An 18,046-nucleotide genomic window follows, 5' to 3' on the forward strand; every position below is an offset into this window, starting at 1 on the left:
GTCATTTATCCAGCAGCTTCTGCAGGTAGGGGCCGGTCACACTGTCCGGATTGGCCGCGATGTCCCTGGGCGAGCCTTGCGCCACGATGCGCCCGCCGCCATCGCCGCCTTCCGGCCCAAGGTCGATGACCCAGTCTGCGGTCTTGATCACGTCCAGGTTGTGCTCGATGACCACCACCGTGTTGCCCTGGTCGCGCAGTTTGTGGATGACCTTCAGCAGCAGGTCGATGTCGTGGAAATGCAGGCCGGTGGTCGGTTCGTCGAGGATATACAGCGTGCGCCCGGTATCACGCTTGGAAAGCTCGAGCGACAGCTTCACGCGCTGTGCTTCGCCGCCGGAGAGCGTGGTGGCACTCTGTCCCAGTGTGATGTAACCGAGACCGACATCGAGCAAGGTCTGCAGCTTGCGCGCAATGATCGGCACCGGCGCGAAGAACTCGTGCGCCTGTTCCACCGTCATGTTCAGCACCTGATGGATGTTCTTGCCCTTGTACTGCACCTCCAGCGTCTCGCGGTTGTAACGGTGGCCGTGGCACACGTCGCAAGGCACATACACGTCGGGCAGGAAATGCATCTCGACCTTGATCACACCGTCACCCTGGCATGATTCGCAGCGCCCGCCCTTGACGTTGAATGAGAAACGCCCGGGCCCGTAGCCGCGCTCGCGCGACATCGGCACGCCGGAGAACAGGTCGCGTATCGGAGTGAACAACCCGGTATATGTCGCCGGGTTCGAGCGCGGCGTGCGACCGATGGGCGACTGGTCGACGTTGATCACCTTGTCGAAGAACTCCAGGCCATGTATCTCGGCATAAGGTGCGGGTGCGGTGTTGCTGCCATACAGATGCTGCGCCACCGCGTTATACAGCGTGTCGTTGATCAGCGTGGACTTGCCGGAACCCGACACGCCGGCGATGCTGGTGAGCAGGCCGACCGGCAGGTCGAGCGTGACATCCTTCAGGTTGTTGCCGCAGGCGCCGATGATCTGCAGCCTGCGCTCGGGGTCGGGCTTCTGATATTTTTTGGGCGCAGCGATGCTACGCCGCCCGACCAGGTAATCGCCGGTGAGCGACTGCGTGTTGGCACATACTTCGTCCGGTGTGCCTTGCGCCACCACCATGCCGCCATGTTCGCCCGCACCCGGCCCCATGTCCACCACATAATCGGCAGTACGGATGGCATCCTCGTCATGTTCCACCACGATCACGCTGTTGCCCATGTCGCGCAGGCGCTTCAGCGTATCCAGCAAGCGGTCGTTGTCGCGCTGGTGCAGACCGATGGAAGGCTCATCCAGCACATACATCACCCCGGTCAGTCCCGAGCCGATCTGCGATGCCAGGCGGATGCGCTGCGCTTCGCCGCCAGACAATGTCTCGGCAGAGCGTTCCAGCGACAGGTAATCCAGTCCCACGTTGTTGAGGAAGGTCAGGCGGCTGGCGATCTCCTGCACGATCTTCTCGGCGATGGCCTGCTTGTTGCCCGGCAGCGTCACGCTGCTGAAAAAAGTCAACGCCTGCTTCAGCGGCAACGCGCTCAATTCGTAGATGGTGCGGTCGGCTACGCGCACATGGCGCGCCTCTTCGCGCAGGCGTGTGCCATGGCAATCCGGACAGGCACAGCCGTTCAGATACTTCGCCAGCTCCTCGCGCACCGTGGGCGAGTCGGTCTCGTTATAGCGCCGCTCCAGATTGTTGACGATGCCCTCGAAGGCGTGTTCGCGTACCACCTTTCTGCCGCGTTCGTTCAGGTACTGGAACGGGATCTCCTCGCGGCCGCTGCCATACAGGATCACCTTCTGGATCTTTTCCGGCAGGCTTTCGTAGGGGCGCTCAAGGTCGAAGCCGTAATGTTTCGCCAGACTGTCGAGCATCTGGTAATAGAACTGGTTGCGCCTGTCCCAGCCCTTGATCGCACCACCGCTCAACGAAAGGGAGGGGAAGGCCACGATGCGCTGCGGATCGAAGAAATTGATCACCCCCAAACCATCGCATTTCGGGCAGGCGCCCATCGGGCTGTTGAACGAGAACAATCGCGGTTCCAGCTCCTGCAGCGAATAATTGCAGATGGGACAGGCGAACTTGGCCGAGAACATGTGCTCCTTGCCGCTATCCATCTCCACCGCCAGCGCACGACCGTCGGCATGGCGCAATGCGGTCTCGAAAGATTCCGCCAGACGCTGCTTGATATCGGCAGACACCTTCAGGCGGTCCACCACGATCTCGATGGTGTGCTTCTTGTTCTTCTCCAGCTTTGGCAGGTTGTCCATCTCGCACACTTTGCCGTTCACGCGCAGGCGCACGAAACCCTGTGCACGCAGTTCGTCGAACAGTTCCAGCTGCTCGCCTTTGCGCTCCACCACCAGCGGCGAGAGGATCATCACCTTGGTGCCTTCCGGCAGCGCCAGCACCGCATCCACCATCTGCCCCACAGACTGCGCCTGCAATACCAGATCATGCTGCGGACAATACGGATCGCCGGCACGGGCGAACAGCAGGCGCAGATAGTCGTGGATCTCGGTGACCGTACCCACGGTAGAGCGCGGATTGTGCGAAGTCGCCTTCTGCTCGATGGCGATGGCGGGCGAGAGCCCCTCGATCAGATCGACATCCGGCTTCTCCATCAACTGCAGGAACTGCCGCGCATAGGCAGAGAGCGACTCCACATAGCGCCGCTGCCCCTCGGCATACAGCGTATCGAAAGCGAGTGAGGACTTGCCCGAACCGGACAACCCGGTGATCACCACCAGCCGATTGCGCGGCAGGTCGAGATTGATGTTCTTCAGATTGTGGGTGCGCGCACCACGTATTTTGATTTGTTCCATGCCAGGTTGCTGGGTTGAAAAGCGACTGGACAATATACGCGAAAACGACTGCTTCCCCAACCCGGAGTTAGTAGAGGCAAATCACCCTTGAGCTTGCATTGCCAGGCTTACCTCAAGCGCGAACACATCCAGGGATGTTTTGCCATGTTATTTTTTGGTGAAGACCAGGCTGCAAGCCAGAAAATACGGTCATCTTCAGGCACTGAGTATCGAACAACCATACTTTACTTTGTGCGTACTGGCACAACCCCGCTATAGGCGAGCAAGTCATCCCTGTTAAAATACGCGGCTTCTGAAATCCACACCTGTAGATCATGTCCACTTCAGATTCCGCAATGTCCCCTGTAGAGCGTCGTGCCAGCTTTGGTCTGGCAGGTATATACGGCCTGCGCATGCTGGGCCTGTTCATCATTCTGCCAATCTTCGCGCTGTATGCTGAAAAGCTGCCGGGCGGGCAGAGTCACTTCCTGATCGGCATCGCGCTGGGTGCGTATGGCCTCACGCAATCGATCCTGCAGATACCGGCTGGCTGGCTGTCCGACCGTTATGGGCGCAAGCCCGTGATCATCACCGGCTTGCTGCTGTTCGCGGTGGGCAGTTTCGTCGCCGCTTCTGCCAATGACATCTACTGGATCATCTTCGGCCGCGTGATCCAGGGCGCAGGCGCGATCAACGCGGCAGTGATGGCGCTGACCGCCGACCTGACGCGCGAAGAACATCGCACCAAGGCGATGGCGATGATTGGCATCACCATCGGTATCACGTTCTCCATCTCCATGGTGCTGTCGCCCGTGCTGTATCGCTTCATCGGCATGTCCGGCATGTTCACGCTGGTCGGCGTGCTGGCATTCATATCCATTGCGGTGGTGGCGTGGTACATCCCCACGCCCACCGTCACGCATTTCCATTCCGACACCGAAGCCAGCACCAGCAAGCTGGCCGAAGTGCTGCGCAACAAGGATCTGCTGCGCATGGATTTCGGCGTATTCACGCTGCACGCCATCCTGATGTCGGTGTTCATGCAGATCCCGTTCATTTTGCGCACCGATGGGCTGGATGCGCAGCACCAGTGGCAGGTCTACCTGCCGGTGATGCTCATCGCCTTTGGACTCATGGTGCCGCCCATCATCATCGCCGAGAAGAAGGCGATGATGAAGCAGGTGTTCATGTTCGCGATCGCGCTGGCCGCTGTCGCGCAAGTGGCGATCATGGTCTTGCATGACAGCCTGTGGGGCGTGGCGGTCTCGCTGCTGATGTTCTTCACTGCCTTCAACGTGCTGGAAGCCACGCAGCCATCCATCGTCAGCAAGATCGCGCCGCTGGCCGCCAAGGGCACGGCGATGGGCGTGTTCAGCAGCGTGCAGTTCCTCGGCGCGTTCTTCGGCTCGGCCATGGGCGGGTTGCTGATGCAACTGTACGGCGGCAATGCGGTGCTGGTGTTCGCGGTGGTCATGTTGCTGCTGTGGCTGGCAGTGGCTTCCACCATGCGCGCGCCGCGGGCGCTGGCGACCAGGATATACCACCTGAAAGAGCTGAACGAAGATACTGCGCGCACGATGCAGCAGGCTCTGGCACAATTGCGGGGCGTCAGCGAGGTGCTGGTGGTGGCAAACGAACAGATCGCCCTGCTTAAAGTCGAAATAAGCGGTTTCGACGAGGAGGCGGTTGAGAAACTAGTGAAAGGGGCATGAGATGTCGGTGAACAAAGTGATCCTGGTGGGGCGCCTGGGCAAAGACCCGGAGACCCGTTATATGACCAACGGTGAGGCGGTGACCAATGTCACGCTGGCGACCTCCGAGAACTGGAAGGACAAGAGCGGCGAGAAGCAGGAAAAGACCGAGTGGCACAACCTCGTGTTCTATCGCCGCTTGGCCGAAGTCGCGGGCGAGTACCTGAAGAAAGGTTCGCAGATCTACGTCGAGGGCAAGATCCAGACGCGCAAATGGCAGGACAAGGAGACCGGCAAGGACCGCTACACCACCGAGATCATCGTCAACGAGATGCAGATGCTGGGCAGCAAGTCCGGCGGGGGCAGCTTCGAAGTGGTGGAGAATCAATCGTCGGCCCCGGCACGCAGCGCACCCGCGGCCAAGCCGGCCGCAGCGCCTGCGAAAGGCAACTTCGATAATTTCGACGACGACATTCCGTTCTGAGCTGGATACGATCCGGTTGACAAAAAAGGCCACCGCAACGGTGGCCTTTTTGTTGGTCGATACCGGCTATTTGATTTCCGGCGGGATCGAATCGAAGTTCCTGAGTTTGCGGTACAGCGTACGCTCGCTGATCCCCAGCCGTTCGGCCAGCGTCTTGCGGTCGCCCTGAAAATGTTCCGTCGCCCACGCGAGGTAGCGCATCTCCAGGTTTTCCAGCGGGGCGATCTCATCGAACGATCCGGCAGCGGGATTCTCTTGCTTCGCACTTTTCATCGTGTCCAGATAAAGGTGCTGCAGCTGGATGACGTTGCCGTCCAGCATGATCAGCGCGCGTTCCAGGATGTTGCGCAGTTCGCGCACATTGCCGGGAAAGTCGTGCCGCATCAGCAAGGACATGGCTTCATCGCTGAGCGTGACGCGCCGTCCCGTTTCCAGCCGTGATAGCAGCGTCTCCACCAGCATCGGGATGTCTTCCGCCCGCTCCCGCAGCGGCGGCAGCTGGATGGGGAAAACGTTGATGCGGAAATACAGGTCCTGGCGGAAGGTGCCGTCCTGCACCATCGCCGCCAGATCGCGATGGGTCGCGGCAACCAGCCGGAAATCCGCGCGCAGCGGCTCAACGCCGCCGATGCGCCGGTAAGTGCCGGCTTCCATGAGGCGCAACAGTTTGACTTGCAGCGACATCGGGATGTCGCCCACCTCGTCGAGGAACAGGGTGCCGCCGCGCACCGCTTCCACCAGCCCGACCTTGCTGCCGACGGCGCCGGTGAAGGCGCCTTTTTCGTAGCCGAACATCTCGCTCTCGAACAGCGTTTCGGTGAGCCCCGAGCATTCCAGCGCCACGAAGGGGGCGGAAGCGCGCGGGCTCATGTCGTGGATGGCTTGGGCGACCAGTTCCTTGCCTGTGCCCGATTCGCCCAGCAACAGCACCGAGCTCTCTCTCGCGGCGACGCGCTTGGCCAGTTCCAGCATGCGGTTGAAAGGTCGCGAATAGCCCACCAGTATCCGGTCGCCGTTGCCCTCGCGTGCGCGTCGCAACGAGTGCATGGTCTCCATGTAATAGATCGCAGCGCCTGCATCGTCCTTGACCGGCACCACTTCCACCTCCACATGCTCCCGGCCCGATGAAGTGTGATGCACATGCAGCACGCGGTTGGGTTCTCCGCTTTCCATCGCGCCGCGCAGCGGGCAGGTCTCCCCAGCCTGGTCGCAGGGTTTGTCGTAGTGATGCGAGAGCGCATAACAGAACAGCCCCTCGACTGGCTGCCCGGAATCGAACTCGCGCCGGTAGGCGGCATTGGCGGCGATGATGCGGTATTGCCGGTCGAGCAGGATCTTGGGATCGGGAAAGCTGTCCAGCAGGTTGAGCAGGTCGGCCGGGACCGTTGTCGAGGAGGCTTGAGTGTTATCTGTGGCAGTCATGGCAGGATGCTATGCCATTTATGGCACTTCAATCAACTATCATTGCGGGTCAAACGTTCAGTGTCGCTTCATATCTTTATGAAAATAAATGCTTATTTGTGCGACGGGTGGAGTGGCACAGGGCTTGCTCAATATCCTATTGCCTGACGGTCGGTCCGCAATGCCGACAGCTCAGGTTCCTCTCTGATAGGACACTCCCTCCTTTCAGCCTCAGCCTGTGACGCGGTGCGTCGCAGGTTTTTTTTGGGCGGGAGGGTACTGAAAACAGAGGTCAACAATTCAAGGAGCGAATCATGGCACTGATGATCACGGAAGAATGTATCAATTGCGACGTATGCGAGCCCGAGTGCCCGAACGGTGCGCTCTCGCAAGGCGAGGACCGCTACATCGTCGACCCCGGCAAATGTACCGAGTGCGTGGGCCATTTCGACACGCCGCAATGTATCGAGGTGTGCCCGGTCGATTGCATCGTGCAGGATCCGGCCCATGTGGAAAGCAGGCAACAGTTGCAAGCCAGGTTCGAAAGCCTGTTGAGGCAGAGCGCATAAACCCTGCACCTGACCGGCACGAAGGAATGGAATTATGAAGATCGCCGTTAGCAGCCAGAATTTCAAGAGTGTGACCGGACATGCCGGGAAGAGCCGCCGCTTCATCATCTTCGATATCGGTGCGCCTTGCGATTCGCCCGAAGTGGTGTGGCTCGATCTGCCGAAGGAGATGACCTTCCATGAATTCTCGGGCGACAGGCATCCGCTGGACGACATGGATGTGATCCTGACGGCGAGTGCAGGTCAGGGCTTCGTGGATAAACTGGCCCGGCGCGGTGTACAGGTGATCACCTGCGGCGAGAGCGAGCCTTACAAGGCGGTGCGCGACTATCTTGCGGGGACGGTCAAGCGCGCCAACCCGCATGCGCATCTGGAACAGGAGCGTCACGAACATACCTCTTGCCGTCAGAACTAACCGCACGGCCAGTCCGAACTCCAGGGTTTATATTGCTTGTCACAAACCCTACAACACCCCACCCCCGTCTTGTTCCACACATGCGAGTTGAGCGTTAGCTACCGGCAATTTCCTGTTTAAACAGCTTGTTGGCAAAGTTGTCCGGGCTGGCACGCAGTTTGCGAATACTCAGGCACAGACCACCTGATAGGAGCGAACCATGATCAACCTGACACCCAATGCAATCTCCGCCGTAGAGAAATTCATGAAAGGCTCGGCCACCCCCGTCGCCGGACTGCGCATCGCCATTTCCGGCGGCGGCTGCTCCGGCTTTCAATATGGCATGTCGCTGGAAGAAGCCAAGAACGAAGACGACACCGTGTTGGAATACGGCGCCGTGACGCTGCTGGTCGATCCGCTGTCCGCACCGTTGCTGGAAGGCGTGACCGTCGACTTCGTCGACAGCCTCAACGGCAGCGGCTTCAAATTCGAAAACCCGAATGCCAGCTCCAGCTGTGCGTGCGGCTCATCTTTCTCTGCTTAAGGGGGCACTGCCATGTGGGACTACTCGGACAAAGTAAAGGAACACTTCTTTCAACCGCGCAACGCCGGAGTGCTGGAAGGTGCGAACGGTGTGGGCGACGTCGGCTCGATCTCGTGCGGCGACGCGCTGCGCCTGATGCTCAAGGTGGAACCGGAGACTGACATCATATTGGATGCACACTTCCAGACCTTTGGCTGCGGCTCGGCCATCGCTTCTTCGTCCGCGCTCACCGAGATGATCAAGGGCAAGACGCTGGATGAAGCGCTCAAGGTGAGCAACCAGGACATCGCTGATTACCTCGACGGTCTGCCGCCGGAAAAGATGCACTGCTCGGTGATGGGGCGTGAGGCGCTGCAGGCTGCCGTGGCCAATTATCGCGGCGAAGTGTGGAGCGACGATCACGAAGAAGGCGCGCTGGTGTGCAAGTGCTTTGCCATCGACGCGGTGCTGATCGAAGACACCATCCGCGCCAACAACCTGTGCTCGGTGCAGGACGTGACCAACTACACCAAAGCGGGCGGCGGCTGTTCCTCCTGCCACGAAGGTATCGAAGAGATCCTGGTGAAAGTGATGGCCGAGCGCGGCGAGAACTTCAAGCCCGGCACCCCGGCCAAGGAAGAGGCAGCGCCGGCCGGCATGACCAACCTGCAGCGCATCCGCAAGATCGAGACAGTGCTGGAATCCATCCGCCCGCAATTGAAGCGCGACGGCGGCGACATCGAACTGGTGGATGTGGACGGCAAGACCATCTACGTCAACATGAAAGGAGCCTGCTCCGGTTGTCAGATGGAGGCGCTGACATTGCAGGGCATCCAGCAGAAACTGATGGAAGAACTGAAAGAGTTCATCAAGATCGTGCCTACCAAGGCGGGTGCATTGAGCAGGGCGACTTGCCATCCGTGATGAATTAACTCCCTTCTCCCGCAGGCGGGAGAAGGGCAGGGGATGAGGGGCTGTGAGTAACAAAGAGAGTGAAGGTCACTCAGCATCCCTCACCCTAACCCTCTCCCGCTTGCGGGCGAGGGAACAAAGATAAGGAGCAGAAAATGGAAGGCATCTATTTCGACAACAACGCGACGACACGGGTCGATCCCGCCGTGGTGGAGGCCATGCTGCCTTACTTCACCGAGCAGTTCGGCAACCCGTCGTCGATGCACAGCTTCGGCAACAAGGTCGGGCTGGCGATCAAGAAGGCGCGCATGCAGGTGCAGGAACTGCTTGGAGCAGAGCATGACTCCGAGATCATCTTCACTTCCTGTGGCACCGAATCGGATTCCACCGCGATCATCTCCGCATTGAAGGCGCAGCCGGAACGCAAGGAGATCATCACCACCACCGTCGAACATCCGGCCATCCTCACGCTGTGCACGCATCTGGAAAAGGAAGGCTACAAGGTGCATCTGCTCAAGGTGGACGGCAAGGGCCGCCTCGACCTGGACGAATACAAGAAGCTGCTCACCGACCAGGTCGCCGTGGTGTCGGTGATGTGGGCGAACAACGAGACCGGCACTTTCTTCCCCGTGGTCGAGATGGCCGAGCTGGCGCATGCGGCCGGTGCCATGTTCCACACCGACGCAGTGCAGGCCGTGGGCAAGGTGCCGCTGAACCTGAAGGACACCAAGATCGACATGCTCTCCGTGTCCGGCCACAAGCTGCATGCACCCAAGGGCATCGGCGTGCTGTACCTCAAGCGTGGCACCCGTTTCCGGCCGCTGCTGCGCGGCGGCCACCAGGAACGCGGGCGCCGTGCCGGCACCGAGAACACCACCTCCATCGTCGGGCTGGGCAAGGCGGCCGAGATGGCGCTGGAAGCGATGGCATACGAGAACACCGAAGTGGCGCGCCTGCGCGACAAGCTGGAAACGGGCATCCTCGCCAAGGTGCCGCGCTCCTTCGTCACCGGCAACCCGGACAACCGCCTGCCCAACACCAGCAACATCGCGTTCGAGTTCATCGAGGGCGAAGCCATCCTGCTGCTGCTGAACAAGTTCGGCATCGCCGCCAGTTCGGGCTCTGCCTGCACTTCCGGTTCGCTGGAGCCTTCGCATGTGATGCGTGCGATGGGCATCCCGTATACGGCCGCACACGGCACCGTGCGCTTCTCGCTGTCGCGTTACAGCACCGAGGCCGAAGTGGACCGCGTGATCGCAGTGGTGCCGGAGATCATCGCGCAACTGCGCAAGCTGTCGCCGTACTGGGAAGGCGACGGTCCCAAAGCCGAACCGGAAAAGGCGTTCGCGCCGACCTACGCATGAAAAACGATTTAGCCCTATGCAAATCCGTTCGCCCTGAGCCTGTCGAAGGGCAATTCATGGTTCGACAAGCTCACCACGAATGGCCTATTTGCTACGTCTCTGTGTTCTCTGTGGCCAATTGTTTTTGAAATTGGGTGAATAAAATGTCCCGCACCATCATCATCGACGACACCACCCTGCGCGACGGCGAACAGACCGCCGGGGTGGCGTTCACGCTGGCGGAGAAGCTGGACATCGCGCGCCAGCTCGATGCGCTCGGCGTGCCGGAGCTGGAAGTCGGCATCCCGGCGATGGGGCACGAGGAACGCGAAAGCATCAACGCCGTCGCCGCACTCGATCTGGATGCGAAACTCATCGTGTGGAGCCGCATGTGCAAGGAAGACATCGAAGCCTGCGAACAACTCGACGTGCACATGATCGACGTGTCCATCCCGGTGTCGGACATCCATCTTGCCAAGAAACTGAAACGCGACCGCGCCTGGGTGCTCGACACCATCTTCGAGTTGGTGCCGCTGGCCTATGACTATGGGTTGGATGTGATCGTCGGTTGCGAAGATGCCTCGCGTGCCGATCCTGAATTCATGCTGCAGATCGCCGAAGCGGCGCAGGCCGCCGGAGCCCGCCGCATCCGTTTTGCCGACACGCTCGGCGTGATGGAACCGTTCGGTGTACACAAGGCGATCTCCGCGTTGCGCGGTGCGACCGACATCGAGATCGAGATGCATGCGCACGACGATCTAGGCCTCGCCACCGCCAACAGCCTTGCCGCTGCCGTGGCGGGCGCGACGCACATCAACACCACTGTGAACGGCCTCGGCGAACGTGCGGGCAATGCGCCGCTGGAAGAGGTGGCGATGGGCCTGAGGAAACTCTACGACATGAACACCGGCATCGACCTGAGCCACTTCCCTTCATTGTCGACACTGGTCGCTGCCGCATCGGGCCGCCCGGTGCCATGGCAGAAGAGCCTGGTGGGCGAGGGCGTGTTCACGCACGAAGCGGGCATCCATGTCGACGGTCTGCTCAAGGATCCCGACACCTACCAGGGTTTCGATCCGGTCGAGGTCGGCCGCCATCACAAGCTGGTGGTCGGCAAGCATTCCGGCGCGCACGGCATCATCGCCGCGTATGCCACCATGGGCCTCAACCTGAGCCAGGCCGAGGCACGTGCGCTGTTGCCCGACATCAGAAGTTTTGCCGAGCGCGCCAAGCGTTCGCCCGCCGACCAGGAGCTGCTGTTCCTCTATCAGCGCTACATCGGGCGCCAGCCCAGTGCGGCGCACTAGGAGCGGGCCATGGAAGATGCGATGATCAAACCTCACCCTCTCCCCAGCCCCTCTCCCGCAAGCGGGAGAGGGTGCCCCGAAGGGGCGGGTGAGGGTTGTGTTCAGCGCGCCGAAAAGGTGAGCTTGTTTCACCTCTTGCGCGAAGACATCAACTGCGTGTTCCAGCGCGACCCGGCCGCGCGTTCGCGCTTCGAGGTGCTGACCACCTATCCCGGCGTGCATGCCATTCTGATGCAGCGCTTCGCGCACCGGCTGTGGCAATGGCGGCTGCGCTATCTGGCGCGCCTGCTGTCCTGGTTCGCCCGCCTCACCACCAACATCGACATCCATCCCGGTGCCACCATCGGCAGGCGCTTCTTCATCGATCACGGTGCCGGTGTGGTGATCGGCGAGACGGCCGAGATCGGCGACGACGTCACGCTGTATCACGGCGTCACGCTCGGCGGCACCACCTGGAACAAGGGCAAGCGCCACCCGACGCTGGGCGACGGCGTGGTGGTCGGCGCCGGCGCGAAGATACTGGGTGCGATCACGCTCGGCGCGCAGGTGCGCGTCGGCGCCAATTCGGTGGTGGTCAAGGATGTGCCGTCGCACCGCACCGTCATCGGCATCCCCGGCAGGATCGTGCTGCGCACCGAAGAGGCAGGCACTGCCAACATCTACGGCATCAACCTCGACCATCACCTGATCCCCGACCCGGTCGGCCGTGCCATCGCCTGCCTGATGGAGCGCATCGAAGTGCTGGAAGGGCAGTTGCGCAAGCAGGGCGAGCCGGTGGACGGGCAATGCCGAACCTGCGAGGCGGACGATCTGTGTGTTCAGGATGCGGGATACAGGAAACAGGATACGGGGAAGGGGTTGGCTGAATCCTGTATCCCGTCTCCTGTATCCAAAAGGAGTTGATATGGACCTGCTCGATTTCGAACAAGCCGAGTTGTACTTCGACGAACCGCTGGCGCCGGAGATTGCGGAGCTGATCATGGCGGCGGCCGACAAGTATGGCAGCGAAGAAGCCGAGGGCATGCTGCTGCGCGCCAGCTACATGGCGCCGCAGCACCTGATGGTGCTGGTGGCGCTGTATCGCTACTACTTCTACCAGCATCGTCTGGAAGACGCGCTGCTGGTGGGCGAGAGCACGCTGGCCGTGGTGGGGCGGCGGCTGGGGTTTCCCGAGAGCTGGCTGTACCTGAACGAGGTCAACCTGGGCGCCGGGGTGTTGCGCTCGATGGGCCTGGTGCGCTTCTACCTGATGGTGCTCAAGGCCACCGGATACATCAACCTGCGCCTGGGACATTTCGAGGCCGGGCAGGCGATGCTGGAGAAACTGGTCGAGCTGGACAGCCACGACTGCATGGGCGGCAAGGCCCTGCTGGAAGTGCTGCACCAGTCGATGGGCAACGAAGACGCGATTCAAAGGAGAGCATGATGGACGAACTGACACTGGACGAGGCAATGGAAGAACTGGTTTCCGCCGAGGATTTTCTGAACTACTTCGGCATCGAATACGATCTGTCGGTGGTGCATGTGAACCGCCTGCACATCCTGCAGCGCTATCACGACTACCTCGGTAAGGCGGCATTGCCCGAGCCGGAGGATGAACGCCGCGTGATCTACACCACGCTGCTGACGCAGGCATACCAGGACTTCGTGAAATCCGATGCGCTCACCGAAAAGGTGTTCAAGGTGTTCCACATGCACGAACCGCAAGTGAAGTTCGTGCCGATCAGCTCCATCACGGTGAACAAGAAAGATGCTGCCTAGATTCGAATTCGGCGACGAAGTCCGCATCATTCGCAATGTGCGCAATGACGGCACCTATCCGGGCGTGCCGATCGGCACGCTGCTGATCCGGCGCGGCTCCACCGGCTTCGTCATGAACGTCGGCACCTTCCTGCAGGACCAGCTCATCTATACCGTCAACATCCTCGAGCAGAACAAGATCGTCGGTTTTCGCGAGGAAGAGCTCATCAGCATCGACGACGTGTGGATACCGAGCAAATTCGAAAGCCGCGAAAAAGTGCGCAGCAAGATCACCCTGACCGTGCGCGGCGAAGTGCGCGTCACGCCGGGCATGGAAGGCGAGATACTCAAGGTCTTCCGCGACGAGAGCGACGGCGTGCAGTACCACGTGATCTTTCACGACCAGGTGCTGCAGGTGCCCGAGGCCTCGCTGGAAGCCACGCGCGTCTACAACGATGAAGAGGCCAAAGATGTCGCAGCTCATTGAAACAGGCGTGGCCTACCTCGCGCTCAAGGCTGCGCAGAGGCTTTACGGCAAGGCACCTGCGGCGCTGGAAGTTGCCGAGTTCGAGCGTGTGCAATCCATAGCCCAGCAACAGCATCAGCTTGAGACTCGCGTCCTCGCAGCGCCCGAGGCGCGCGACGTCATGGTGCCGCCGGCCACCGTGGAAGCGGCCATGCAGGAGATACGCGGCCGTTACCCGAACGAGGAGGACTTCTCCGGCGACCTGGCGCGCAACGGACTGGAGGAAGCCAGTTTTGCTGCTGCACTGGAACGCGAATTGAAGGTCGACGCCATCATGGAGAAGGTAGGCACCCGTGCGGAGGGTGTGAGCGAGATGGATGTCGACCTGTATTACCAATACCATCCCGAACAATTCCGCCGTCCCGAGACCAGGCTGGCACGCCATATCCTGATCACCATCAACGAGAGCATCGCCGAGAACACGCGCGCCGAGGCGGGCAAGCGTATCGCGGTCATCCAGGCCAGGCTTGCCAAAGAACCGCAGCGCTTCGAAGAGCAGGCACTCAAGCATTCCGAATGCCCCACCGCCCTGGATGGCGGCAAGCTGGGCGACCTGCCGCGCGGCAAGCTGTTCCCGGAACTGGACAAGGCACTGTTCGAGCTGAAAGCGGGTGAGGTCAGTGGCGTGCTGGAATCCGAACTCGGTTTCCATGTGCTGCGCTGCGATGCGATCACCGAGGCGAATGTGCTGGGTTACGACCAGGCGAAACAGCATATCCGCAAGCTGCTGGAACAGAAACGCAAACGCGTTTGCCAGCAGGCGTGGGTCAAGGGATTGGTGGATCGGAAGTAAGAAAACGAGGAGCGGGATGGAGTACCCCATGCCAGATGGTCGCGCCGCGGGCTAGGCGTGGCTGCTATTCGGTGCGGTTTCAGTTGCCCGAATCCTCATCTGCTGTTGTATTCATTGCGGAAGTTTTAATTTCTTCGGGCACGCCGGAAGAAATATATCTGAGCGCTGGGAATTGAATTTAGTTCTATATTTTTAAAGTTGTTTGCGAATATCGAATGTAAATTCGTGAGGTGCGTCATCTACGTAAAGAATAAACTTATACCTACCCATTGTCTTAATAGAAAAAGGTTTGAGTTCAAAAATGAATGAGTGCGACATTCCCTCGCCAATAGTAATTCCTTCTCCAAATGGCTGCACTCCCTCTTTAATTTGATTGCTATTTGGATCAATTACTGAATTTCCATTGGGATCAATAATTTTCCCACTGTAATTGTGAGAGCCTTTCAGTTCACTTACCGTAATAAGGAAAGCAACTCTATCAAGCGTCGGAATTGCAGTGTCTGGTATGCCTTGCGGCGGCTTTAGCAATATTATGTAGTTCCCAGGATAAACCCCTAATGCGGTTACTTTGCCACTAGCCTCTGGACGAAATTCTTCTGCAATTAGAAATTGTAAATTCACGCTAATTTACCTCTACAGTAGTTGCGGGTTCAAATACATTCGGTGAACCTAGCACAATATCGGGGAAGGTTGCTGCTAGCTGTTCCATTTGCGTGGCAATCTTTTGTCCAGTTGCAATAAATGTGAATGCAGGATTCGCAGCTGGCTGATGCACCGATACAGGAGTTTTGTCGGATAGCAATAAATCCACTGCTTGACAGAATAGTTCGTTAATTGAGGTTTCTTCTCTATACGCGCGTTGCGCCATTGCACGATGGCGTTGAGGCCCGATGCGGACATTTAGTGATCCGCTATAAGGCTTGTTTGGTTCTTTGCCTATTTCTTTGCAGTGCGCAATATACCTATCTACAGCCGATTTAAATGCATTGGAGGCTTCCTGAACGTTATTACCCTCATACGTTACGATGTCATCAATAAATAATATGCGCCCATGCAGGCACTCATCTTCAATGCTAACCAGTATCGATCCTGTGTAGCCATTATGTGTCAGCTCATTGTTCGCCATTTGATTTTTACCTTAAAAATTCTCTGGATCTTCGCCAACGTATCTAAGTGCGTCCTGTGCATCCATGATCTGGTAATGCTTCAATATGCCAGTAGGGTGTGTTTTTGACGCCTTAAAAATAAATCCGCTTGCATGGGTAAATGAGTAATGTGAGCCACCATCGCATTTTTCTTCAAATCCTGCTGCCCGCATAACCGTAAGCAACTCTTCCCACGTAAAGTCCTTGGCTGGTGGGGCTTTAAACAATCGTAGCAGCCGCTTTTCTTTTTGTGACATTAAGTATATCTCTTTTTAGGGTAATGCAACTAAAATGTAGTTGCAATTATTGTAATAATACAACAACTCATCACAGCGAATAATTAAGAAGATTGTTAGCCCCATTCAAGGGACACGGGGGACTCTAAATACATCCAACCGAAATCTAACACCAAAATTTCCTTACTGCGAGAACGGAAAAAGCTTTGGCCGCGGAGCCGTTCTGGTATGTCGCGCTGGCGCGCCCGATGAGATTAGAGTTTCCGCAATAAATACAACAGCAGATGAAGATTCAGGCAATTGAAAAGGCAACTATGGCCGAGCCTGAGCTGTTCAATCCGCCGACCAATACATGTGGCCGATCGGAATGCCCGGTAGCGGCATCAGTGCTTGATCAGCGCCAGCGACAGTTCCGGCCAGTAGGTGATGATCAGCACCGAGAGCAGCAGGATCGCGACGAACGGCAGCACCGCGCTGAAGATCGCCAGCATCGGCCGGTCGAAGCGGTACATGGCGATGAACAGGTTCATGCCCATCGGCGGCATCAGGTAGGCGATCTCCATGTTGGCGAGGAAGATGATGCCGAGGTGCACCGGGTTGATGCCGTAGCCCACCGCGATGGGCAGGATCAGCGGCACCATGATCACCAGCGCGGAAAAGATATCCAGCATCATGCCGAGCGCGAGCAGGAACAGGTTCAGCAACAGCAGGAAACTGAAAGCGCTATCCACATGGCTGCGGATGAAGCTGAACAGCTTGGTCGGGACTTCGGCGTCGAGCAGGTAATTGGTGGAGGCCAGCGACATGCCCAGCACGATGAGGATCGCGCCGACCAGCACCATGGATTCACGCATGATCTTGGGCAGGTTGGTGAAGGTGATCTCGCGGCGGATCAGCACTTCGACGATGAACACGTAGATCGCCGTCACCGCGGCGGCTTCGGACACGGCGAAATAGCCGCTGTAGATGCCGCCGAGCACGATGAACGGCAACGGCAATTCCCAGCCCGCTTCGCGCAACGCCGCCAGCGCCTCGCGTCCGCTGAACGGTGCGAGCGCCACCTGTGCGCCGCGTCTTTGCCACAGCCCGTAAAGTGCCAGCAGGAACACGATCAGAAAGCCGGGCAGGATGCCGGCGAGGAACAGGTCGCTGATCGAAACCGGCACGCCGATGTTGAGTTGCTGCGCCACTACGCCATAGAGGATGAGCGGCAGCGAGGGCGCGAACAGCAGGCCGATGCTGCCCGAGGTGGTGACCAGCCCGAGGCTGTAGCGTTCTGAATAACCTGCCTGCTTGAGCGCCGGATACAGCATGCCGCCCAGCGCCACGATGGTCACGCCGGAAGCGCCGGTGAAGGCGGTGAACATCGCGCAGATGACCAGCGCCACTGCCGCCAGCCCGCCGGGCATCCAGCCGAAGAAGACATTGGTGATGCGCACAAGGCGCTGCGGTGCTTGCGATTCGGCCAGCAGGTAGCCGGCGAAGGTGAACAGCGGGATGGCGAGCAGCACCGGCATCTCCGCCAGGCGGTAGATCTCGATGATGACGACTGTCAGGTCCACATCCTCGCGTGCGAAGTTCACCAGCACGCTCGCCGCGATGACTGCGAACAGCGGTGCGCCGAACAGCACCATGGCGATAAGGGCGATGCCGATCAGAGCCATCGTCATTCTGCCACCTCGCGTCCGAGTGCCTGCCGCACATGGTGCATGAAGCGCAAGCCGTAACGCAGGGCGATCAGCGTGAAGCCGAGCGGCAGGATGAGTTCGGCGACCCACACCGGCAGGGTGGCGAAAGCCATCTCGCCGGATTCGCGTGCGCTGTGCATGAAACGCAGCGACTGCCAGGCCAGCAGCAGGCACACGACCAGCGTGAACAGATCGGTCAGCGCCACCACGGCGGATTTGATGCGGCCCGGCAGCCAGCGCGCAATGATGTCCACGTGGATGTGCTTGCCTTCGCGGCTGGCGGCGATGGCGCCGAGGAAGGCCACCCACAGCACCAGCAGGCGCAGCATCTGGTCGGCGCCGAAGATGCTGATGTCGAAGAAATTACGCAACAGGATCTGCGCGGCCGCCAGCAACACCATCAGCGCCAGCATGCCGATGAGCAGCGCGTTCTCCGTCCAGGTGACGAGCTTTACCAGGCGGGCAAGTGCGGGGGGCAGGTTGCGGGTCGGCAT

General features: G+C 59.4%; 20 protein-coding genes. 13 read left to right on the plus strand and 7 right to left on the minus strand.

What is annotated here, in order from left to right:
- Nucleotide 1 precedes the first annotated feature (1 nt).
- Nucleotides 2-2,821 carry an excinuclease ABC subunit UvrA gene (gene uvrA / locus SLIT_RS03995; protein WP_013028935.1) on the minus strand — a complete coding sequence of 940 codons (2,820 nt, stop codon included), beginning with the start codon at nucleotides 2,819-2,821 and terminating at the stop codon, nucleotides 2-4.
- A 314-nt stretch (nucleotides 2,822-3,135) separates the two neighbouring features.
- Here uvrA and SLIT_RS04000 point away from each other — a divergent pair, with 314 nt between their 5' ends.
- Entirely contained in the window at nucleotides 3,136-4,512 is a 1,377-nt protein-coding gene (locus tag SLIT_RS04000) for an MFS transporter (protein ID WP_013028936.1), read from the plus strand.
- Between the two features lies 1 nt (nucleotide 4,513).
- Nucleotides 4,514-4,975, plus strand: coding sequence for a single-stranded DNA-binding protein (gene ssb / locus SLIT_RS04005; RefSeq protein WP_013028937.1), 462 nt, complete (start codon nucleotides 4,514-4,516; stop codon nucleotides 4,973-4,975).
- Between the two features lie 66 nt (nucleotides 4,976-5,041).
- Here the strand turns inward: ssb and SLIT_RS04010 are convergent, their stop codons facing one another.
- Complete coding sequence (locus SLIT_RS04010) at nucleotides 5,042-6,397, minus strand: sigma-54 interaction domain-containing protein (RefSeq protein ID WP_013028938.1); 1,356 nt, start codon at nucleotides 6,395-6,397, stop codon at nucleotides 5,042-5,044.
- A 293-nt stretch (nucleotides 6,398-6,690) separates the two neighbouring features.
- Between SLIT_RS04010 and SLIT_RS04015 the strand changes: the two genes are divergently transcribed.
- The 11 genes from SLIT_RS04015 (at nucleotide 6,691) to nifM (ending at nucleotide 14,483) form a co-directional block, all read left to right on the plus strand.
- Nucleotides 6,691-6,945, plus strand: a complete 255-nt coding sequence (locus SLIT_RS04015) for a YfhL family 4Fe-4S dicluster ferredoxin (protein ID WP_013028939.1) — start codon at nucleotides 6,691-6,693, stop codon at nucleotides 6,943-6,945.
- A 34-nt stretch (nucleotides 6,946-6,979) separates the two neighbouring features.
- Nucleotides 6,980-7,360, plus strand: a complete 381-nt coding sequence (locus SLIT_RS04020; protein WP_013028940.1) for a NifB/NifX family molybdenum-iron cluster-binding protein — start codon at nucleotides 6,980-6,982, stop codon at nucleotides 7,358-7,360.
- Between the two features lie 199 nt (nucleotides 7,361-7,559).
- Nucleotides 7,560-7,883 (plus strand): HesB/IscA family protein, encoded by a 324-nt coding sequence (locus tag SLIT_RS04025; RefSeq protein WP_013028941.1) that lies wholly within the window; start codon nucleotides 7,560-7,562, stop codon nucleotides 7,881-7,883.
- 12 nt (nucleotides 7,884-7,895) lie between these two features.
- Nucleotides 7,896-8,786 (plus strand): Fe-S cluster assembly protein NifU, encoded by an 891-nt coding sequence (gene nifU / locus SLIT_RS04030; RefSeq protein ID WP_013028942.1) that lies wholly within the window; start codon nucleotides 7,896-7,898, stop codon nucleotides 8,784-8,786.
- A gap of 143 nt (nucleotides 8,787-8,929) precedes the next feature.
- Nucleotides 8,930-10,138: a cysteine desulfurase NifS gene (gene nifS, locus SLIT_RS04035; protein ID WP_013028943.1), complete on the plus strand. Its 1,209-nt coding sequence runs from the start codon at nucleotides 8,930-8,932 to the stop codon at nucleotides 10,136-10,138.
- 143 nt (nucleotides 10,139-10,281) lie between these two features.
- Nucleotides 10,282-11,424: a homocitrate synthase gene (gene nifV / locus SLIT_RS04040; RefSeq protein WP_013028944.1), complete on the plus strand. Its 1,143-nt coding sequence runs from the start codon at nucleotides 10,282-10,284 to the stop codon at nucleotides 11,422-11,424.
- A gap of 117 nt (nucleotides 11,425-11,541) precedes the next feature.
- A complete protein-coding gene (gene cysE / locus SLIT_RS04045) occupies nucleotides 11,542-12,327 on the plus strand; it encodes a serine O-acetyltransferase (protein WP_013028945.1) in 786 nt (261 codons plus the stop codon).
- Nucleotide 12,328: 1 nt separating this feature from the next.
- Nucleotides 12,329-12,850, plus strand: coding sequence for a hypothetical protein (locus tag SLIT_RS04050; protein WP_013028946.1), 522 nt, complete (start codon nucleotides 12,329-12,331; stop codon nucleotides 12,848-12,850).
- The gene (nifW, locus tag SLIT_RS04055) at nucleotides 12,847-13,185 is read left to right on the plus strand and encodes a nitrogenase-stabilizing/protective protein NifW (protein WP_223293820.1); all 339 of its coding nucleotides are present in this window, start codon (nucleotides 12,847-12,849) and stop codon (nucleotides 13,183-13,185) included. The genes SLIT_RS04050 and nifW overlap by 4 nt, the downstream gene beginning before the upstream one ends.
- The gene (locus tag SLIT_RS04060) at nucleotides 13,175-13,651 is read left to right on the plus strand and encodes a nitrogen fixation protein NifZ (protein ID WP_013028948.1); all 477 of its coding nucleotides are present in this window, start codon (nucleotides 13,175-13,177) and stop codon (nucleotides 13,649-13,651) included. Before nifW ends, SLIT_RS04060 begins: the two co-directional genes overlap by 11 nt.
- Entirely contained in the window at nucleotides 13,635-14,483 is an 849-nt protein-coding gene (gene nifM / locus SLIT_RS04065) for a nitrogen fixation protein NifM (RefSeq protein WP_013028949.1), read from the plus strand. Before SLIT_RS04060 ends, nifM begins: the two co-directional genes overlap by 17 nt.
- Before the next feature lie 192 nt (nucleotides 14,484-14,675).
- On the opposite strand, the gene SLIT_RS15790 is transcribed toward nifM, so the two are convergent.
- The 5 genes from SLIT_RS15790 to SLIT_RS04080 all read right to left on the minus strand — a co-directional run bounded on the left by SLIT_RS15790 (nucleotide 14,676) and on the right by SLIT_RS04080 (nucleotide 18,046).
- Nucleotides 14,676-15,104, minus strand: a complete 429-nt coding sequence (locus SLIT_RS15790) for a DUF6941 family protein (protein WP_150102933.1) — start codon at nucleotides 15,102-15,104, stop codon at nucleotides 14,676-14,678.
- A 1-nt stretch (nucleotide 15,105) separates the two neighbouring features.
- On the minus strand, nucleotides 15,106-15,609 hold the full coding sequence (locus SLIT_RS15515) for a type II toxin-antitoxin system HicB family antitoxin (protein WP_013028950.1): 504 nt from the start codon (nucleotides 15,607-15,609) through the stop codon (nucleotides 15,106-15,108).
- Nucleotides 15,610-15,621: 12 nt separating this feature from the next.
- The gene (locus tag SLIT_RS15520; protein WP_013028951.1) at nucleotides 15,622-15,885 is read right to left on the minus strand and encodes a HicA protein; all 264 of its coding nucleotides are present in this window, start codon (nucleotides 15,883-15,885) and stop codon (nucleotides 15,622-15,624) included.
- A gap of 362 nt (nucleotides 15,886-16,247) precedes the next feature.
- A complete protein-coding gene (locus SLIT_RS04075) occupies nucleotides 16,248-17,534 on the minus strand; it encodes a TRAP transporter large permease (protein ID WP_013028952.1) in 1,287 nt (428 codons plus the stop codon).
- The gene (locus tag SLIT_RS04080) at nucleotides 17,531-18,046 is read right to left on the minus strand and encodes a TRAP transporter small permease (RefSeq protein ID WP_013028953.1); all 516 of its coding nucleotides are present in this window, start codon (nucleotides 18,044-18,046) and stop codon (nucleotides 17,531-17,533) included. The genes SLIT_RS04075 and SLIT_RS04080 overlap by 4 nt, the downstream gene beginning before the upstream one ends.

The organism is Sideroxydans lithotrophicus ES-1 (assembly GCF_000025705.1).
In the GTDB taxonomy this organism is placed as follows: Bacteria; Pseudomonadota; Gammaproteobacteria; order Burkholderiales; family Gallionellaceae; genus Sideroxyarcus; species Sideroxyarcus lithotrophicus.

Excerpts from the sequence above, each read along its gene's own strand:
- uvrA (WP_013028935.1), bottom strand. The coding sequence starts at position 2,821 with ATGGAACAAATCAAAATACGTGGTGCGCGCACCCACAATCTGAAGAAC.
- SLIT_RS04000 (WP_013028936.1), top strand. The coding sequence starts at position 3,136 with ATGTCCACTTCAGATTCCGCAATGTCCCCTGTAGAGCGTCGTGCCAGC.
- ssb (WP_013028937.1), top strand. The coding sequence starts at position 4,514 with ATGTCGGTGAACAAAGTGATCCTGGTGGGGCGCCTGGGCAAAGACCCG.
- SLIT_RS04010 (WP_013028938.1), bottom strand. The coding sequence starts at position 6,397 with ATGACTGCCACAGATAACACTCAAGCCTCCTCGACAACGGTCCCGGCC.
- SLIT_RS04015 (WP_013028939.1), top strand. The coding sequence starts at position 6,691 with ATGGCACTGATGATCACGGAAGAATGTATCAATTGCGACGTATGCGAG.
- SLIT_RS04020 (WP_013028940.1), top strand. The coding sequence starts at position 6,980 with ATGAAGATCGCCGTTAGCAGCCAGAATTTCAAGAGTGTGACCGGACAT.
- SLIT_RS04025 (WP_013028941.1), top strand. The coding sequence starts at position 7,560 with ATGATCAACCTGACACCCAATGCAATCTCCGCCGTAGAGAAATTCATG.
- nifU (WP_013028942.1), top strand. The coding sequence starts at position 7,896 with ATGTGGGACTACTCGGACAAAGTAAAGGAACACTTCTTTCAACCGCGC.
- nifS (WP_013028943.1), top strand. The coding sequence starts at position 8,930 with ATGGAAGGCATCTATTTCGACAACAACGCGACGACACGGGTCGATCCC.
- nifV (WP_013028944.1), top strand. The coding sequence starts at position 10,282 with ATGTCCCGCACCATCATCATCGACGACACCACCCTGCGCGACGGCGAA.
- SLIT_RS04050 (WP_013028946.1), top strand. The coding sequence starts at position 12,329 with ATGGACCTGCTCGATTTCGAACAAGCCGAGTTGTACTTCGACGAACCG.
- nifW (WP_223293820.1), top strand. The coding sequence starts at position 12,847 with ATGATGGACGAACTGACACTGGACGAGGCAATGGAAGAACTGGTTTCC.
- SLIT_RS04060 (WP_013028948.1), top strand. The coding sequence starts at position 13,175 with ATGCTGCCTAGATTCGAATTCGGCGACGAAGTCCGCATCATTCGCAAT.
- nifM (WP_013028949.1), top strand. The coding sequence starts at position 13,635 with ATGTCGCAGCTCATTGAAACAGGCGTGGCCTACCTCGCGCTCAAGGCT.
- SLIT_RS15515 (WP_013028950.1), bottom strand. The coding sequence starts at position 15,609 with ATGGCGAACAATGAGCTGACACATAATGGCTACACAGGATCGATACTG.
- SLIT_RS15520 (WP_013028951.1), bottom strand. The coding sequence starts at position 15,885 with ATGTCACAAAAAGAAAAGCGGCTGCTACGATTGTTTAAAGCCCCACCA.
- SLIT_RS04075 (WP_013028952.1), bottom strand. The coding sequence starts at position 17,534 with ATGACGATGGCTCTGATCGGCATCGCCCTTATCGCCATGGTGCTGTTC.
- SLIT_RS04080 (WP_013028953.1), bottom strand. The coding sequence starts at position 18,046 with ATGCCGACCCGCAACCTGCCCCCCGCACTTGCCCGCCTGGTAAAGCTC.